13 protein-coding genes are annotated in these 16,335 nt (G+C 71.3%); 6 read left to right on the forward strand and 7 right to left on the reverse strand.

The window, feature by feature from the left end:
• Window positions 1-576: 576 nt before the first annotated feature.
• A complete protein-coding gene (locus tag POL25_RS08760) occupies window positions 577-2,985 on the forward strand; it encodes a serine/threonine-protein kinase (protein ID WP_272085467.1) in 2,409 nt (802 codons plus the stop codon).
• Window positions 2,986-3,082: 97 nt separating this feature from the next.
• Here the strand turns inward: POL25_RS08760 and POL25_RS08765 are convergent, their stop codons facing one another.
• From POL25_RS08765 to POL25_RS08775, 3 genes are all read right to left on the reverse strand, one after another.
• Complete coding sequence (locus POL25_RS08765; protein WP_272085468.1) at window positions 3,083-4,033, reverse strand: ADYC domain-containing protein; 951 nt, start codon at window positions 4,031-4,033, stop codon at window positions 3,083-3,085.
• Between the two features lie 384 nt (window positions 4,034-4,417).
• On the reverse strand, window positions 4,418-6,121 hold the full coding sequence (locus tag POL25_RS08770) for a cytochrome b N-terminal domain-containing protein (protein WP_272085469.1): 1,704 nt from the start codon (window positions 6,119-6,121) through the stop codon (window positions 4,418-4,420).
• Window positions 6,121-6,651: a QcrA and Rieske domain-containing protein gene (locus POL25_RS08775; protein ID WP_272085470.1), complete on the reverse strand. Its 531-nt coding sequence runs from the start codon at window positions 6,649-6,651 to the stop codon at window positions 6,121-6,123. The genes POL25_RS08770 and POL25_RS08775 overlap by 1 nt, the downstream gene beginning before the upstream one ends.
• 124 nt (window positions 6,652-6,775) lie before the next feature.
• Between POL25_RS08775 and POL25_RS08780 the strand changes: the two genes are divergently transcribed.
• Both POL25_RS08780 and POL25_RS08785 read left to right on the forward strand, forming a co-directional pair.
• Entirely contained in the window at window positions 6,776-7,684 is a 909-nt protein-coding gene (locus POL25_RS08780; protein ID WP_272085471.1) for a class I mannose-6-phosphate isomerase, read from the forward strand.
• Window positions 7,685-8,019: 335 nt separating this feature from the next.
• Window positions 8,020-8,922 (forward strand): hypothetical protein, encoded by a 903-nt coding sequence (locus POL25_RS08785; protein WP_272085472.1) that lies wholly within the window; start codon window positions 8,020-8,022, stop codon window positions 8,920-8,922.
• Between the two features lie 24 nt (window positions 8,923-8,946).
• Here the strand turns inward: POL25_RS08785 and POL25_RS08790 are convergent, their stop codons facing one another.
• Entirely contained in the window at window positions 8,947-10,020 is a 1,074-nt protein-coding gene (locus tag POL25_RS08790; protein WP_276593715.1) for a zinc-binding dehydrogenase, read from the reverse strand.
• A gap of 64 nt (window positions 10,021-10,084) precedes the next feature.
• On the opposite strand from POL25_RS08790, the gene fumC reads away from it, so the two are divergent.
• The 3 genes from fumC to POL25_RS08805 are packed head-to-tail and all read left to right on the forward strand — an operon-like array spanning window position 10,085 to window position 13,227.
• Entirely contained in the window at window positions 10,085-11,500 is a 1,416-nt protein-coding gene (fumC, locus tag POL25_RS08795; RefSeq protein WP_272085473.1) for a class II fumarate hydratase, read from the forward strand.
• Between the two features lie 7 nt (window positions 11,501-11,507).
• Window positions 11,508-12,614 (forward strand): glycosyltransferase family 2 protein, encoded by a 1,107-nt coding sequence (locus tag POL25_RS08800; protein ID WP_272085474.1) that lies wholly within the window; start codon window positions 11,508-11,510, stop codon window positions 12,612-12,614.
• 13 nt (window positions 12,615-12,627) lie between these two features.
• Window positions 12,628-13,227: a class I SAM-dependent methyltransferase gene (locus POL25_RS08805; protein ID WP_272085475.1), complete on the forward strand. Its 600-nt coding sequence runs from the start codon at window positions 12,628-12,630 to the stop codon at window positions 13,225-13,227.
• 129 nt (window positions 13,228-13,356) lie between these two features.
• Here the strand turns inward: POL25_RS08805 and POL25_RS08810 are convergent, their stop codons facing one another.
• The 3 genes from POL25_RS08810 to POL25_RS08820 all read right to left on the reverse strand — a co-directional run bounded on the left by POL25_RS08810 (window position 13,357) and on the right by POL25_RS08820 (window position 15,995).
• Window positions 13,357-13,683, reverse strand: coding sequence for a hypothetical protein (locus tag POL25_RS08810; RefSeq protein WP_272085476.1), 327 nt, complete (start codon window positions 13,681-13,683; stop codon window positions 13,357-13,359).
• A gap of 357 nt (window positions 13,684-14,040) precedes the next feature.
• The gene (locus POL25_RS08815; protein ID WP_272085477.1) at window positions 14,041-14,991 is read right to left on the reverse strand and encodes a ketopantoate reductase family protein; all 951 of its coding nucleotides are present in this window, start codon (window positions 14,989-14,991) and stop codon (window positions 14,041-14,043) included.
• A 374-nt stretch (window positions 14,992-15,365) separates the two neighbouring features.
• Entirely contained in the window at window positions 15,366-15,995 is a 630-nt protein-coding gene (locus tag POL25_RS08820) for a GIDE domain-containing protein (protein ID WP_272085478.1), read from the reverse strand.
• Window positions 15,996-16,335: the final 340 nt, after the last annotated feature.

A 16,335-nucleotide genomic window follows, 5' to 3' on the forward strand; every position in this document is an offset into this window, starting at 1 on the left:
GCGCCGGCCGAGACGTGGTCGCCCGCTGGTCTTCGACATGTCTCTCGGACCAGATCACGTCCGCGCCGTCCATCGGCCCCCGGGTCGGGCATCGCAGCCCCGCGACTGGCACGAATCCCCGGCCCGAAATCATGGCCCGCCCACTCCTTCGATTCGCCCGGGCCCGCCCGCGAGCCGGGCGCCCTCGGGCGCCCACGGGCGACCTCGTGGCGGCCGACGGGCGCCGCGAGTCGGCTCGCCCGGGTCGCCGTTCCTCGCCCGAACCGGCAAAGATCACCGCTCGCCGTTCGCCGAGAATGCGCGGACCTGCCGTCGCCGGCGAATCATCATACCGGTGACGTGCGACACCCGTCACCCGGCTGCATACGCAATGGACACCGACCTTATGGCGGTGTTCGGCCCACACCTCGGCGGGCCGACGACCCCACGCGGGGTTACCCGTGTTCCTGTGTCCAGAGCCGTTTCCGACCCGTAGCTTGCGTATCTTCGCATTCCGATCCTAGCCTTGGGTCGTCGGTGCTGCTGTCCACGACGAACGCAGACTCCTCCCCCGACATCACCGACCCCAGTGAGGTCGTGAGGATCGGGCGGTACGTCGTGCTCGGCCGCGAAGGCGCCGGCGCGATGGGGGTGGTGTATCGCGCCTACGACGAGGCGCTCGACCGCAAGGTCGCGCTCAAGCTGCTGCGCGCCCCGGGGGCCGATCACAGCCAGGCGCGGGCTCGACTGCTGCGCGAGGCCAAGGCGCTGGCCCAGCTGTCGCATCCCAACGTGGTCCAGGTCTACGACGTCGGCGAGTGGGGCGGCCTCGACTTCATCGCCCTCGAGTTCGTGCAGGGCCAGACGCTGCGCGCGTGGCAGTCGGAGCAGACGCGGAGCTGGCCGGAGATCCTTCAAGTGTTCGCGCAGGCGGGCCGCGGGCTGGCGGCGGCCCACGCGGCGGGCATGGTGCACCGCGACTTCAAGCCGGAGAACGTGCTGATCGACGGCCAGGGCCGGGTGTTCGTCGCCGACTTCGGCCTGGCGCGCTCGGTCGATTCGCCGCTGCCGGAGCAGTCGGTGGCGTCGCGCTCGAGCACCTCGCTGGCTCGCCTGACGGCGATGGGCTCGCTGGTCGGCACGCCCAAGTACATGGCGCCGGAGCAGTTCATGCGCATCCCGGCCGACGCGCGCAGCGACCAGTTCGCGTTCTGCGTCGCCCTCTACGAGGCGCTGTTCGATCGGCGACCGTTCGTCGGCGAGACCGTCGACGACCTGCGCCACAGCGTCCTGCTCGGCAAGGTGCTGCCGCCGCCGGTGCTGACGATGGTGCCGCAGTGGTTGCAGGACCTGACGATGCGCGGCCTGGCCCGCGACCCGACCCGCCGCTTCCCTTCGATGGACGCGCTCCTCGCCGAGCTCGACCGCGTGCGCGGGCGCAGGCGCCTGATCGCCGCCGGCGTGCTCGCCCTCGGCCTCGGCGCCGCCTTCGCGTTCACGCGGACCGCCCCCGTGTGCCAGGGCAGCGACGACAAGCTCGCCGGCGTGTGGGACGAACGCCGCAGCCTCGCGCTGCACGAGGCCTTCCTCGCCACCGAGCTCCCGTTCGCCGCCCGGACCTCGAACCTGGCCCGCGAGGCGCTCGACGAATACGCCCGCGACTGGAAGACCACGCACAAGGAGGCGTGCCTGGAGCACCACCGCGGCGAGCAGTCGGACGCGGTGCTCGACCTGCGCATGACGTGCCTGCAGCGGCGGCTGACCGAGCTGGGCGCGCGCGTCGACGTGCTGGCCGAGGCCGAGGGCTCGACGGTGATCCACGCCGTCGACGCGGTCCGCTCGCTGACCCCGGTGACCGTCTGCAACGACCCGGCCCAGCTCTCCGACGAGTGGCAGCGGATCGACGGCCTGCGCGCGCCGACCGAGGCGGCGCGGGTGCAGACGCTGCGCCTCAAGCTGGCCCACATCGTCGCCCTCGGGCGCGCCGGCCAGCTCCCGCGCGGCCTGGCCCTCGCCGAGGAGGCGGTGCGCGACGCCCAGGCGCTCGACCACCGCACCCTGCTGGCCGAGGCCCAACTGCAGCGGGGCTCGCTGCTGGCCGAATCGAGCGACGTCCTGGCGGCCGAGTCCGAGCTGCGGCGCGCCATCGTCACCGCCACCCGCAGCGACCACGAGGAGGTGCTGGCGCGGGCGATGGTCAAGGAGGTGTTCGTATTGGCCCACGCCGCCGACTCGTTCGCGGCCGCCGACCGCATGGCCGAACAGGCCGGCGCCCTGCTCGACCGGATCGCCCCGCGCAGCCGCCTCGTCGGCGAGCTGCGCAACAACCTGGCCGTCTTGCGGTTTCAGCAAGGCCGCCGCGACGAGTCCGAGGCGCTCCATCAGGAGAACCTTCAGTTTCGCCGGGCGATCCTCCCGACCCACGATCCCGAGATCGCCATGACCCTCTGCAACCTCGGGGTCGACCTGCAGGAGCGGCGCCGCTTCGCCGAGGCCGCGGCGCTCCTCCGCGAATCGATGGACGTCTTCAGCGACGCCGTCGGCGAGCAGCACCCCTACACCTTGCAGTCGCTGGCCAACCTCGCGCTCGTGCAATTCGACAGCGGCGAATACGAGCTGGCCGCCGAGTCGCTGGCCGACTCGCTCGACGCCTGGATCGCCATCGTCGGCCTCGACAACCCCAGCACCGCCGAGCCGCAATGCGTGGCCGGGCTGCTCGCCATCCGCGGCGGCGACGTCGTCGGCGGCCTCGGCAAGCTGCGACAAGCCCGCGAGCTGGGCGAGCGGCGCGGCCACTCGGCGGCCCGCTACCGCACCCGCCTGTCGCTCGCGCAGGCGCTGTGGGACCACGCGCCCGAGGAGCGCTCGTGGGCGCTCGTGCTGGCCCACGCGGCCGAGCACGACGCGATCGTGCTGGGCGACGCGCACCGGCGCCACGTCGCCCGCGAGTGGCTGGCCACGCGCGCGCACGGCGGGGCGACCGAGCCGAAGCTCTCCGCCCGTTAGTCGACCGCGCGACTCTCGGTATTTCCTCTACGTATTTCCCCGAATGTGGGCAGGCGACCGCGAGCCGGCGCACCGGCTCGCGACGACATGTCGGCGCTCAACTCGGCGCGGCCTGAGACTTCAGCAGCCCGTGCACGCCGGGCGCGTCACAGGTGGGCAGCACACCGCGGCCGGCGGCCTGGCACTCGGCGACCACCGCGGCGCGCGAATGGGTCAGCTTGCGCGGCTGATTGAGGCACACCGCCCCGTGCGGCCCCCACTCGGCCTCGACCGCCCAATCCGTCTCCGGCTCGAGGATCGCCGGCGACAGCCGGTCCGACACGTCGATCGGCGTGCCGTTCTCCGTGTGGGCGACGTTGGTGCCGCAGTAGTCGGCGCGGACCATGCGAGTACAGGCGCGATAGTGGTCGGCGAGCGATATCCCGCCGTGCTTCGCCCACATACGGTAACCCCATTCTAGGCACTTGGCCGAGGCCGTCCCGCGACAGGCGAACGCCAATTCGCCGTGCTCGCCCGGCAGCCAGTCGGCGGTGGCCGTATCGAAGTATCCCGGCACCACGATCGCCGAAGTCGGCTCGCCCTCGCCGTCGGTGCACACGGACTCCCACTTACCGTCATTCATGCGGAAGTCGATGTCCGTAAAATAAATATCAGGTCGGTCCGCGCTCTGCGTCACCGCCACGATCTTGAGCTGCACATCGACGAGCTCCTTGCCGCCGTCGTCGGCCAGCCAGTGCAGTCGCGCGCCCTCGAGGGCCTCGCCGCGGTACAGCACCCCCTTGTTGCCGACCGCCTGCAGCTCGCTCGTGCCCGGCACCAGCGACCAGCCGGTCAGCGACGACTTGGCCGCCCCCTGACCGATGCTCGCGCCGACCAGCTTCACGCCGTTGAACCAGGTCCCGTTGAAACGGGTTCCATTGAATCGAGTCCCGTTCAGCTCGACCCCGTTGTCGTGGAGCGCCCGCAGCCGCGTCTCCTCGCCCCCGCCGACGTCCTCGAACGCGACGTCTTCGCAGCCACCACCACAAACGGTCATCACGACCGTCATCGCTTGTATATGCCGATACATCCGCATGCTGAGTTCCCTCTCGCCCATCAGCGTACTTGGGTCGCGATGAATCCTCGGCGGCGCGGGCGACCCGACGGGTGGTCGCTGCGACCGCCGGGCCCGACACGATTGACATTTCATGCACTCGCAACATCGACGCAATCACATGAGCTGTCTGTGGCGTCGTCGATCTGCGCGGCAGCCGCGACGGCAGCGTCGGCGGTCGCGGCGCGCGATTCACCCGGCGCGCCCGCTGGCGACGCGTTTGCGGCTCGAAATCACCCGACCACGCGTCGCTAACGAATGTCCATACAGCCCCGCGAAGACGCGCAGGGGCTCGCGTCCCTCACCGACGCGAGCCCCTGCCGTCGCTACCACCCGCGATCAGGGAGCCTTGCGTGACGCCACGAATTGCGCGAGCGCCTCGATCTGCTCCGTCGACAGCTTGTCGGCGAATTTCGGCATCTCCGCGGTATCGCCGTACAGGTCCTTCTGGCTGCTGTCGCGGATGATGCGGGCGATCCACGCCGGCGAGCCGCGGCCGGCCAGCGTCGGGCCGGCGCCCTCCTTGCCCGCCTCGAGCTCGTGGCACGACGAGCACTCGAGCTTCTTGTCCCACAGCTCCTTGCCGCGAGCGACGGTCGCCGCGTCGACGCTCGCCGCCGCGCTCGCCCCCGACAGGCTGACCAGGTACTCCACCACCGCCGCCAGCTCCTCGTCGCTGGCCTGTTCGGCGGTCAGCGGCTCCATCGTATTGTGCTTGGTCGCGCCGTAGAAGCGGCGGTCTCGCGGGCTGCGGACCAGGGCCGCCAGCCACTCGCGGCTGGTGAAGCCGTCGAGGGTCGGCGCCTCTTCGCTGCCCTTGCCCTCGAGCGTATGGCAGGTCGCGCACTGCTCCTTGAACAGGTTGCGGGTCTTCTGCTCCGGATCGTTGTCGAACACGGCGACGCCGCCGACCGGCGCCACGCCCTCTCGCGCGAGCTCGCGCGCCCGCGCGGCCTCGGCGTGGGCCTGCTCGACGCCGTGCTGGAACGACTCGTTGCCCCCGTCCTCGACGATCGCCACCGCCGTCAGCGCCGTCACCCCGGCCATGAGGAGGCCGACCCCCGACAGCACCGACCAGCGCGAGCGCACCGCTCGCGACTTCGACCGGTCGACGAACGGCAGCGCGAACAGATACGCCGCCGCCGCGCCCGGCAACAGCACCGTCGCCACGATCTGCAGCGGCCCCTGGAAGTACTTCAGCAGCTGGAACAGGAACAGGAAGTACCACTCCGGCCGGGCCACGAAATTGCTCGCAGGGTCGGCGGGCGCGAACAGCTCGGCGCCGTGGGTCTGGACCGTGAGGCCGACCAACACCGCCGCGCACACCGCCATCGCCAGCACGTCGAGGAACAGCTGGTTGGGCCAGAACGGCTGGGTCTTGCGCCGCAGCTCCGGCTCCGGCAGGTCCGGCGGCGTCACCCCGTGCTTGCGGAACAGCAGCAGGTGGACCCCGAGCAGCCCCGCGAGCGCGATCGGCAGCACGAACACGTGCAGCGCGAAGAACCGCGTCAGCGTCAGGTTGCCGTACTCGGAACCGCCCTGCACGAATTGCTGCATGGGCTCGCCCCCGGGCACCGACCCCATGATCCCGGTCGCCACCTGCGTGGCCCAGTAACCCTTCTGATCCCACGGCAGCAGATAGCCGGTGAGCGCGAACGCCAGCACGATCGCGCCCATCAACAGGCCGGTCCACCAGTTGACCTCGCGCGGCTTGCGATAGGCCCCGGCGAACACCACCTGCAAGAGGTGCAGCACCACGACCACCACCATCGCCGACGAGCCGTGGTGATGCAGGCCGCGGAGGAACCACCCGTACGTGACCTGATCGTTGAGGTACGCCGTGCTGGCCCACGCGTCGGTCGCCGAGGGGCTGTAATAAAACGCCAGCAGGATGCCGAGCACCACCTGTTGCATGAACAGGAACACCAGCACCGAGCCGAACACGTAGCGCAGCCGCGCGCCGCCCGGCACGTCCTCCTCGAGCATGAGGCGGGTGGCCGAGCGGATCCCGGTGCGTTCGTCGAGCCAGTCGAGCAGCGCCATCAGACCGGCTCCTTCTGGGCCACACCCTGGCGGTATCGCACCAGCTTGATCGCCACCAGCCCGTTCTCCTCCTGCACCTCGAGCGCGTCGAGCGGCCGCGGCGACGGCCCGGCCTCGACCGCGCCGTCGAGCGCGAACGCCGAGCGGTGGCACGGGCACTTGAACTTCTGCGCCTCGGGGTCGTAGTCGACCGCGCAGCCGAGGTGCGGGCACACCGTCGAGAACGCCTGCAGCGCCCCGTCGCGCTCGAGCACCCAGCACGAGCCCAGCTTCACGTCGGGCGTCTTGTTCCACGCGTCGACCTTGTCGGCGTGGAGCTCGACCCGCACCGGCACCGAACCGGCGAACGCCGAGCGCTTGCCCGCTGGCAAGAACGCCCCCTCGCCGCCCTTCGACCCGGTCGGGAACAGCAGATAACCGACCGCCGGCACCACCGGCACCGCCGCCAGCCCCAACCCCAATGCCCCGATCCCCAGCTTCAACACCCCGCGACGGCCGGCGTCCGGCTCCCCTCCTGACCCAGAGGACATGTCCCGAGATTCAGCTTCGTGCTCCGCTCCGTGACCGCGTTCTCGGCTCGACATGGGCCTCCTGCCGCCCACGGCGGCCCCCGCAGGATACCCGACCGGCCGCGACCCACGCTACCCTGCGCGCATGCCCGCCGCCGTCCCCGCGCTGCTCCGCCCCGAGCTCGCCCCCGCGACGATCAAGGACACCCGCTGGGGCGGCCACCGCCTCGCCGCGCGGCTGAGCGACGAACCGACCACGCGCGGCGCGTTCGCCGGGCGCAGCATCGGCGAGCTGTGGCAGTTCTCGACCCTGCCCGGCAGCGAGAGCCTGGCCCTCGGCGGCCGCGGCCTCGGCGACGTCCTCGGCAGGCCGCTGCCCTTCCTCGCCAAACTCATCGACACCGCGCTGCCGCTCAGCGTTCAGGTCCACCCCGAAGATCGCCCCGATCCCGCACGCCCCGGCGCGATCCTGCCTGGCAAGGAAGAGGCGTGGATCGTGCTCGCCGCCGACCCCGACGCCCGACTGTGGGCCGGTGTCCGCCCCGGCGTCAGCCGCGACGACCTCGCCCGCGCCGCGGCCGACGGCACGATCGTCGCCTGTCTCGAAGAACATGTCGTCACCCCGGGCCTGGTGGTGCTCGTCCCCGCAGGCACGGTCCACGCGATCGGCGCCGGGATCCTGCTGGCGGAGATCCAGCAACCATCGGACTGCACGTATCGTCTTTACGACTACGACAGCGGTCGACCGCTGCACGTCGAGGCGGCGCTGGCGACGCTGGACGTCGCCGCCCGACCTCAGGTGTGGCGCCCCGGCGACGCCTCGCCACATTTGCGCGGGACCCATGTCGAGCTCGAGCTGCTCGGTCCGGGGGAACACCGGCGCGCGCTCGCCGAGCCGACCCTGATCGTCGGCACGCGCGGGACCGCGAGCGTGCGCGCCGACGACTGCGAGGCAAAGCTCGACGAGACCCAGCTCCTGCTCGCCGTCCGCGGACCGCTCATCCTCACCATCCCCGAAGCCGGCCTCGTCGCCGTCGGCCGCGTCCACGCCTGACCGTCGATTGCGAGGACGTCGCCCCGCCGACGGTTGCGCGTACAACGGCGCGCTCGCTCGACCCCGTCCCCACGGCGGTCGGCCCGACCGACCGTTCGCATCATCATCGTCGCCGCCGCGCTCCGCAGGCCCACGCACGACCTGCCCCTTGAGACAGCTCGGCGCGGGTTCGCCCGGGTCCACGCACGCGGGCGCGAGCGGCTCGAAGCGGCCCTCCGAGCCCTCCAGCGCCAGCGCCCGGCCCGCCGGCGCCGCCGCTTCCTGACGCCGCCGTCACCCGCACAGGCACCCTCGCGCCCTCGCGTCGGCCCGGCTCGCTGGCGTATAGTGGCCGCATGACCTCGCCCTATCGCCTACTCTCGTGCGCCCTCCTGCTCGTCGTCGCGTGCGGCGACAACGGCCAGACCACCACGGCCACCCCGAGCACCGAGACCGACGGCCCCACGACCACGCCCGTCACCACCACCACGACGACCACGGGCGAGCCCACGAGCACCAGCACGACCGGCACCCCGACCACCACCGACGACACGGCGAGCACCACCGACGACACCACCACCGGCCCGCCGCCGGCCAACTGTTCGCAGTACGCCAACGCCATGGCGTGCGGCCAGAACGGCTGCGAATGGACGCAGGTCGTCGGTTACACCCACGGCACCCAGGGCTGTCAGGGCGCCATCCGCGACTTCTGCGTGCCCGTCGACGCCTCGGGCGGCCTCACCAGCGTGTGGCGCGACGACGGCGGCGACATCGAGGTCGTGCAGTTCCCGTTCACCCCCACCGATCTCGGCCCCGAGTGGAACACCTGCGACTGCGACAGCCCGCTCGCCTGCCTCTGCACCTCCGCCACCCTCGACTGTCCCGAGCGGCTCGGCGAGTTCTGCGGCGCGATCACCAGCGAGAACAGCTGCAGCAACGCCGCCGCCGGCGGCCAGTTCGCCTGCGGGTGGTTCACCGTCTCCCAGGAGGGCCCGCTCGACAACGCCTGCGACGACCCGCCGTGGCAGAAGGTCTGCCTCCCGGGCACGGACCTCGGCACCAAGACCTGCGACCCGATCAGCCTGCCCTACGTCGACCAGGGCTATTGCATGGGCTGGACCGACCCCGTCTATTGGCGCGAGGTCGACGGCATCGTCGAGGTCACCACCATCTGCGGGCCCAAGCCAGCCGGCTGGAACCTGTGCGTCGCCGACGACCCCGACCAGCCCGAAGAGTGCAAGTGCGGCTGCAAGATCTGAGCGGCAATCCGCGCGGCTGACCGTTCAGGTCAGCAGCACCAACTTCCCGATCGTGCGCCCCGACTCGAGGTCGCGGTGCGCCTGCGCCACCTGCTCCAAAGGATAGGTCGTGATCGGCGGCGGGCGCAGCTCCTCGGCTGCCAGCCCGCCGGCGATCGCCGCCATCCCCTCGATCAGCAGCGGCGCGCGATGGAACATGTACGACAGGTTGAACCCGAGCACCCCGCGGTTCTCGTTGGTCAGCGCCAGCGGCGAGAACCACGGCGTGCGCACGAACCCGAACGCCAGCTTGAGCAGGTTGGGCTTGCCACCTGTCCTCGGGAGCATGGTGTGAAAGCCATACACGATCAGCCGCCCGCCCCCCGCCAGGTGCTTGTAGCTGCTGCGCAGCGTCTCCGGCCCGTTGGCGTCGCAGGCCACGTCGACGCCCCCGGGCGCCGCAGCCTCCACGGCCGGCCACAGCGGTGTGCTCGACTTGTCGATCACCACCTCGGCCCCGGCGGCCCGCGCCGCCGCGACCTTGTGCGGGCCGCCGACCACCCCGATCACGCGGCAGCCGGCGCGGCGTCCGAACTGACACAGCGCCCCGCCGACCCCGCCTGCGGCCGAATGGACCAGCACCGACTCGCCCGCCCGCGCGTGCGCCAGCGCGTGCAGCGCGTACCAGGCCGTCAAGTACACCGCCGGCACCGCCGCGGCCTCGGCCAGCGACAGCCCGGCCGGCACCGCGAACACCTGATGCTCCGGCACGCAGACCGCCGTCGCGTAGCCGCCGAAGCGAGTCACCGCCACCACCTCCGCCCCGATCGTCAGCCCCGTCACGCCCTCGCCGACGGCGTCGATCACCCCCGCGACCTCGAAGCCCGGCGTGATCGGCCAGCCGACGAAATCCTGCGCCGACTTGTAGAGCCCCATGCGGACCACGCAATCGGCGTAGTTGACCCCGATCGCCTGCACCGCGATCCGGACCTCGCCGGGCCCGGGTCGGGGCGCCTCCGTCTCGACCAGCGTCAGCCGCTCATGTCCGCCCGCGGCCGCGATCACAACCTTGCGCATGCGCATGCGCCGACCCTCGCCCGGGAGCGCGCGTGCGGTCAAGTCGTGAACTTGTAGCGACAAAGGCCCACCCCTGTGACGCCGATGGTGCTAGCTTGCCCCGCGCATGACCGCAGGCGCAAAGGGCGACAGCCGCACCGAGACCGACAGCATGGGCCCGATCGAAGTGGCCAAGGACCGCTACTGGGGGGCCCAGACCGAGCGTTCGCTGCATCACTTCGACATCGGCGACGATCGCTTCTCGCGGCCGATGATCCGCGCGCTCGGCGTCCTCAAGAAGGCCGCCGCGCTGGCCAACGGCGAGCTCGGCACCCTCGCCAAGGACAAGGTCGACCTGATCGTGCGCGCCGCCGACGAGGTCATCGCCGGCGACCTCGACGCTCACTTCCCGCTGCGCGTGTGGCAGACGGGCAGCGGCACGCAGACCAACATGAACGCCAACGAGGTCATCGGCAACCGCGCGATCGAGCTCGCCGGCGGCGTGATGGGCAGCAAGAAGCCGGTCCACCCCAACGACGACGTCAACCGCGGCCAGTCGTCGAACGACACCTTCCCGACGGCCATGCACATCGCCGCCGCCGAGCAGATCGTGCATCACCTGCTGCCGCGGCTGGGCGCCCTGCGCGACGTGCTCGCGGCCAAGAGCGCCGCCTTCGCCGACATCGTCAAGGTCGGCCGCACCCACCTGCAGGACGCCACCCCGATCACCCTCGGCCAGGAGTTCTCGGGCTACGTCCAGCAGCTCGACGACGCCCGCCGCGCCCTCGAGGCCACCTTGCCGCGGGTCTACGAGCTCGCGCTCGGCGGCACCGCCGTCGGCACCGGCCTCAACACCCACAAGGACTACGCCGTCACCAGCGCCCGGCAGATCGCCGCGCTGACCGGTCTGCCCTTTGTCACCGCGCCCAACAAGTTCGCCGCCCTCGCCGGCCACGAGGCGCTCGTCGGCCTCCACGGCGCGCTCAAGACCCTCGCCTGCGCCCTGACCAAGATCGCCAACGACATCCGCTGGCTCGCCTCCGGCCCGCGCTGCGGCTTCGGCGAGCTCACCATCCCCGAGAACGAGCCCGGCTCCTCGATCATGCCCGGCAAGGTCAACCCGACCCAGTGCGAGGCCATGACGATGGTGTGCGCCCAGGTGCTCGGCAACGACGTCGCCGTCAACATCGGCGGCATGAGCGGCAACTTCGAGCTCAACGTCTACAAGCCGCTCATCATCCACAACACCTTGCACTCGACCCGCCTGCTCGGCGACGCCTGCCGCAACTTCCGCGAGTTCTGCGCCGAGGGCATCGAGCCGGTCCGCGAGAAGCTGGCGCACAACCTCGAGCAGAGCCTGATGAACGTCACCGCGCTGAACCCGTACATCGGCTACGACAACGCCGCCAAGATCGCCAAGAAGGCCCACAAGGACGGCTCCTCGCTCAAGGAGGCCGCCGTCGCGCTCGGCCTGCTGACGGCCGAGGACTTCGACCGCTACGTCCGCCCCGAGGCCATGATCGCGCCCGAGGGCGACCGCTAGGATCCCCTTGAGCCACCAGCCTTACATCTCGATCCTCATCCCGCTGCTCGACGAGCTGCGATCGATCCCCGAGATGCACGCGCAGGTCACCGACGCCTGCACCCGGCTCGGTCGCACCTACGAGATCTTGTGGATCGACGACGGCAGCCGCGACGGCTCGGCGCACGCGCTCGACGACCTCGCCGCGCGCGACCCACGCTCGCGCGTGGTCCATTTCCGCCGCAACTTCGGCAAGTCGTCGGCGCTGGCCGCCGGCTTCGAGCGGGTGCGCGGGCAGATCGTCATCACCATGGACGCCGACCTGCAGGACGACCCGGCCATGATCGACGACTTCGTCAAGCGCATCGAGGCCGGCGCCGATTTGGTGTCGGGGTGGAAGAAGCGGCGCCACGACCCGCTCGACAAGACCTTGCCCTCGCGATTCTTCAACGCCGTCGTCAGCCGGCTGTCGGGCGTGCGGCTGCACGACTTCAACTGCGGCTTCAAGGCCTACCGGGCCGACTGCGTGCGCGAGCTGGCCGTCTACGGCGGCTTTCACCGGTTCCTCCCGGTCCTCGCCCACCACCGCGGCTTCCGCGTCGAGGAGCTGATCGTCAACCATCGCGCGCGCAAGCACGGCAAGAGCAAGTACGGCTTCATGCGCATGTTCGACGGCCTGCTCGACCTGCTGACGGTCCTGCTGGTCACCCGCTACCGCACCCGGCCGCTGCATTTCTTCGGCATCCCCGGCCTGGTCCTCGGCGGACTCGGCGTGCTGATCCTGGTCTACCTCAGCTTCCTGTGGCTGTTCGGCTACGCGATCGGCGAGCGCCCGCTGCTCACGCTCGGCGTCCTGCTCACGATCGTGGCCATGCAGTTCGTCGGCGTCGGCCTGCTCGGCGAGCTGCTGGTGCGCACCACCATCCGCTCGCAAGAGGTCTTCTCGATCCGCGACGAGCGCGAGGCGCCCGCGGCCACCCGCGCCGCCATCTACGCCCAGCCGAGCCCGCAGCTCGGCCCCTCGGCCCCGCCGCTGGCCGGCCGTCAGCTGCCCGTCTCGGCCGCCGAGGTCATCAGCGAAGAGGCGCAGACCGTCACTGTCCCGGGCAAGCCGAACCCGCCCGCGCGCCGCTGACTCCGGGACCCGCATGACCAGCGGCAACAAGCAGAAGCACGAGAGCAAGAACCCGGTCCAGCGCGCCCTCATCGCCCGCTTCAAGCGCGAGGCCGCGGCGCTGGTGCGGCAGGCCGCCCCGCGCACGATCCTCGACCTCGGCTGCGGCGAGGGCTTCATGATCGAGGCCCTGCTGCAGGCCGGCATCGCCGCCGAGTTCACCGGCATCGACCTGTCCCACGGCGCGATCGCCGACGCCCGCGCGCGCATCGGCGGGCGCGCCAACCTCGAAGTCATGGACGCGCGCCAGCTCGTCGACGACGGCCGCAGCTTCGACCTGGTGATGATGCTCGAGGTCCTCGAGCACATCCCCGCGCCGGCGCAGATGCTGCCGGTGTTGCGCCGCCTGGCCCGCCAGCACGTGCTGCTCAGCGTCCCGCGCGAGCCGTTCTTCTGCGCCCTCAACTTCATGCGCGGCAAGAACCTCGTGCGCCTCGGCAACGACCCCGAGCACGTCAACCACTGGGGCCGCGCCGGCTTCCACCGCTTCGTCGCCCGCGACTTCGAGGTCCTCGCCGCCCCCGGCGTGTTCCCGTGGACGATGATCCTCGCCCGCCCGCGCAAGCGCGACTGACGACGACGCGCCGACGTCGGGCCTCGATGCCCGCCACGCGGGCATCACGATCGCCGCCTCCGGGCGCGCCGCCATCACGACGATGACCGTCGTGACAGCGGGGCCGCAGCCGGCGCGCTCGACCGGGCGTCAATCGACGTCGACGACTTCGCTGCACCCGTAGACGTCGCGCGCGACCTTCCAGCAGTCCGGAAAGCCCGCCGGCGCGACGCCGCCGTCGTGGCTGCGCAGGCACTTCCAGGGCTCGCGGGAAGAGGGCCAGACGGTCGCCCATTGCCGGCGCGTCGGACTGGCGTCGGACGACGCCGAGCAAGCTCGGGCCCGCGGGAGCTCCGTCTCGCTGCCCTCGGGTTGTGGCTGGGCGAACTCGTCGGGCTGAGCCGCCTCGGTCTCGGGCTCGACAAAAGCGGCGACGGCGCTCAGCAGCGCCGCCTGGATACTGGAAACGAACAACATCGGATCTACCTCCTGTGATTTCGCAGCCATCGCAGCATGGTCGACGGCAGTCCAACGATGAGGAGGTTCCTCCGTACCCGCCAGCGACCGACCGCAAAAATTGATCCGTGCCTGCCGAGCAGGCTCGGCCTGTTCGACCCGGGTTCAAGGATGGCCTCGCGCGCGAGCGACCGCCCAGATAGGCGGAGCGCCTGCAACGTCCGGTCGACGCCGTCGCAGTGTCACCGAGCCTCACGCGCCACCTCGCGCGGCCTCGACTTCACGCGAACGGCAGATCGATCACCACCATCGCAGTGTCACCGGGCCTCACGCGCCACCTCGGCTTCACGCGAACGGCTGATGATCACCACCGATGTCTCATCGTTCCGCTCCACGCCCGAGCTGCTCGCGCGCCGCCACCAATCGTGCCACCGCCGCGTGCGTCGGCGCGGACAGCCCGTGCCGCTCCGCCAGCCGGGCCACCGCCCCATTTAAAAAGGCCATCTCCGTCGCCGCCCCGCGCCGCAGGTCTTGCAGCATCGCGTTGTCGTTCGCGCGCGTCTTCTCGGTCGACGTGAACACGCGCCCCAGGTCCTCGTCGCGCAGCGTCACCCCCTCCGCGGCCGCCACCACCCGCGCCTCCGCCAGCAACGTCCCGGCCAGCGCCCGCAGCTCGGGCACGTCGAGGATCGCCCCGTTGGCCGCGCCGAGCAGCGCACACGGCCCGCTGACCGCCAGGTTCCACAGCGACTTGCGCCACTCGCACGCCGCGATCGACGTCGCCACCGTCACCGGGTAACCCGCGCCCGCCAGCAGGCCTTGCATTTCGGACATGTGCGAACAGGCAGGTTCGTCGTCGGCCGCCAGCTCGAGCTGGAACACCCCGGCCACGCGCACCGTCGTCGGCCCCGTCAGCCCCGCCCCGAGCCAGCAGGCTACCCGCACCAGCGCCGCCCCGGCCAGCCGCTCGCGGGCGAGCCCCGCGATCCCGAGCCCGTTCTGACACAGCCCGATCGCCTGCCCCGGCCTCACCCGCGACCGCAAAGCATCGAGCGTCTCGCCCAGCTGCGTCGCCTTGACCGCGACCAGCACGATCGCCTCCGCCGGCACCGTCCACGCCCCCGCGAAATCGACCACCGGCACCCGCGCCTGCCGCTCCTCCGCCCCTGTCAGCGCGAACCCCTCGCTGTTCAGCGTCACCACCCGCGGCCCGCGAGCGACCAGCGTCACCGCGGCCACCTCGCTCAGCCGCGCCGCCAGGTGCAGGCCGACTGCACCGGCGCCGAAGATCCAGATCGCTCGAGGAGGGGTCGCGCTCGTGAGCTGCACCCGTACGCCTTAGCACATCACGCGACGTCACGTGCCCCGGCGAAAATCCTTCGCGCGCCACCGCGGCGGCGACCGACCATCTTCATGCACGTCCGAGGTGACGCGCATGTTGGTCGCATTCTCCACCGTCTCGATCCTCTCCATCGTCGCATTTTATAACGGGCTCCTGCTGGCCGCGCTGGCCCACTATCTCTGGCGCCACCGCGGCCTCCCGTGGCAGCGCTGAAGCAGGTGCCACGCGCCTCGCGTCCCATCGCAAGGAGGCGATCGCTTTTGCCCGCACGCACCACGCCGTGAACCCCGCGGCGCCCCTCACCCGGAGCGCCGCAACGGCGCGCCGAGGTTCCAAACGGGCTCACCCGTGCGCGCTCGTCTCAGCCGTGGACTGCGCGTGGGTCGTCGCTCATCAGCAGCGGCCCCTCTTCGGGCGCGTCGATCACCAGCACCCGCCGACCGTCGCGGATCTCCGCGCGCACCAGCCCGAGCACCGTCACCTCTTCGCCCGGCTCGATCACCCCCTCCTCGTAGCGAATGGCGATGTTGAGCCCGATCATGTTGACGCTCTTCAGCTCGTGGCGGCGCAGGAACGCCTCCTCGATCTCGCTCGCGTCGTCGAATGTGCCCGAGCGCGTGTGCAGGTCGCGGACCACCGCCACCCGCGGCACGCTCGTCACCACCTGCAGCCTGCCGGTCCCGTCGTCGATCGAAAAATCGACGTAGCGCTCCTCGCGGGCCACCTCGCGCCAGTAGTTGCGCCCCGTCTCCTGGTCCACCGTCGCCAGGTAGTACACGCTCGCGCGGCCGGACAGCGGCGCCTGCAGCACGCGCTCGCCGGCCACCACCCGCCCGCTCACCCGCGCCACCTCGCCCTCGCGCAGCCCGCGGATCGGCGTCAAGGGCCGCCGCTTCAGCGTGCGCCGCGTGCGGGCGTCGTTCGACAGCGCAAAGGACAGCCCGGCCCCGACGATGAGCGCGGCGGCGACGACGAGGATCGGTGCAGGCATCGGCGCCGCATCCTAGCACGACCGCCGGCGGGCCTGTCTGGGCCCGCCACCGCCCCGGCGAGCCCTCCGAGCCCCGTCCTGCGCGCCGGCGAGCCCCCGCGCGCCCTCGCCCCGCTCGCCCGGGCGAGGCCCGAAGGCCATGTCCCTCGAGACACATCATCTCCCGCGCAGTCGGGGCGATGACTCGAAGAATTATCCCTCGCCCTACCATACACATGTCCCCGAGACCATGTCTCGAAGGACATGTCATCCTACCCCCTCCTCACCCCGCGCACCCCATGCCCCTTGCGACCTGGGACGTTGGCGACGCGCCCGACGTCGCGAATCACATGTCCCATGC

This window comes from Nannocystis bainbridge (assembly GCF_028368995.1).
Lineage (GTDB): Bacteria > Myxococcota_A > Polyangia > Nannocystales > Nannocystaceae > Nannocystis > Nannocystis bainbridge.

Coding starts and splice junctions, on each gene's coding strand:
- POL25_RS08775 (WP_272085470.1), bottom strand. CDS start 6,651: ATGTCCTCTGGGTCAGGAGGGGAGCCGGACGCCGGCCGTCGCGGGGTG.
- POL25_RS08810 (WP_272085476.1), bottom strand. CDS start 13,683: ATGTTGTTCGTTTCCAGTATCCAGGCGGCGCTGCTGAGCGCCGTCGCC.
- POL25_RS08785 (WP_272085472.1), top strand. CDS start 8,020: ATGACCTCGCCCTATCGCCTACTCTCGTGCGCCCTCCTGCTCGTCGTC.
- fumC (WP_272085473.1), top strand. CDS start 10,085: ATGACCGCAGGCGCAAAGGGCGACAGCCGCACCGAGACCGACAGCATG.
- POL25_RS08820 (WP_272085478.1), bottom strand. CDS start 15,995: ATGCCTGCACCGATCCTCGTCGTCGCCGCCGCGCTCATCGTCGGGGCC.
- POL25_RS08780 (WP_272085471.1), top strand. CDS start 6,776: ATGCCCGCCGCCGTCCCCGCGCTGCTCCGCCCCGAGCTCGCCCCCGCG.
- POL25_RS08765 (WP_272085468.1), bottom strand. CDS start 4,033: ATGACGGTCGTGATGACCGTTTGTGGTGGTGGCTGCGAAGACGTCGCG.
- POL25_RS08770 (WP_272085469.1), bottom strand. CDS start 6,121: ATGGCGCTGCTCGACTGGCTCGACGAACGCACCGGGATCCGCTCGGCC.
- POL25_RS08805 (WP_272085475.1), top strand. CDS start 12,628: ATGACCAGCGGCAACAAGCAGAAGCACGAGAGCAAGAACCCGGTCCAG.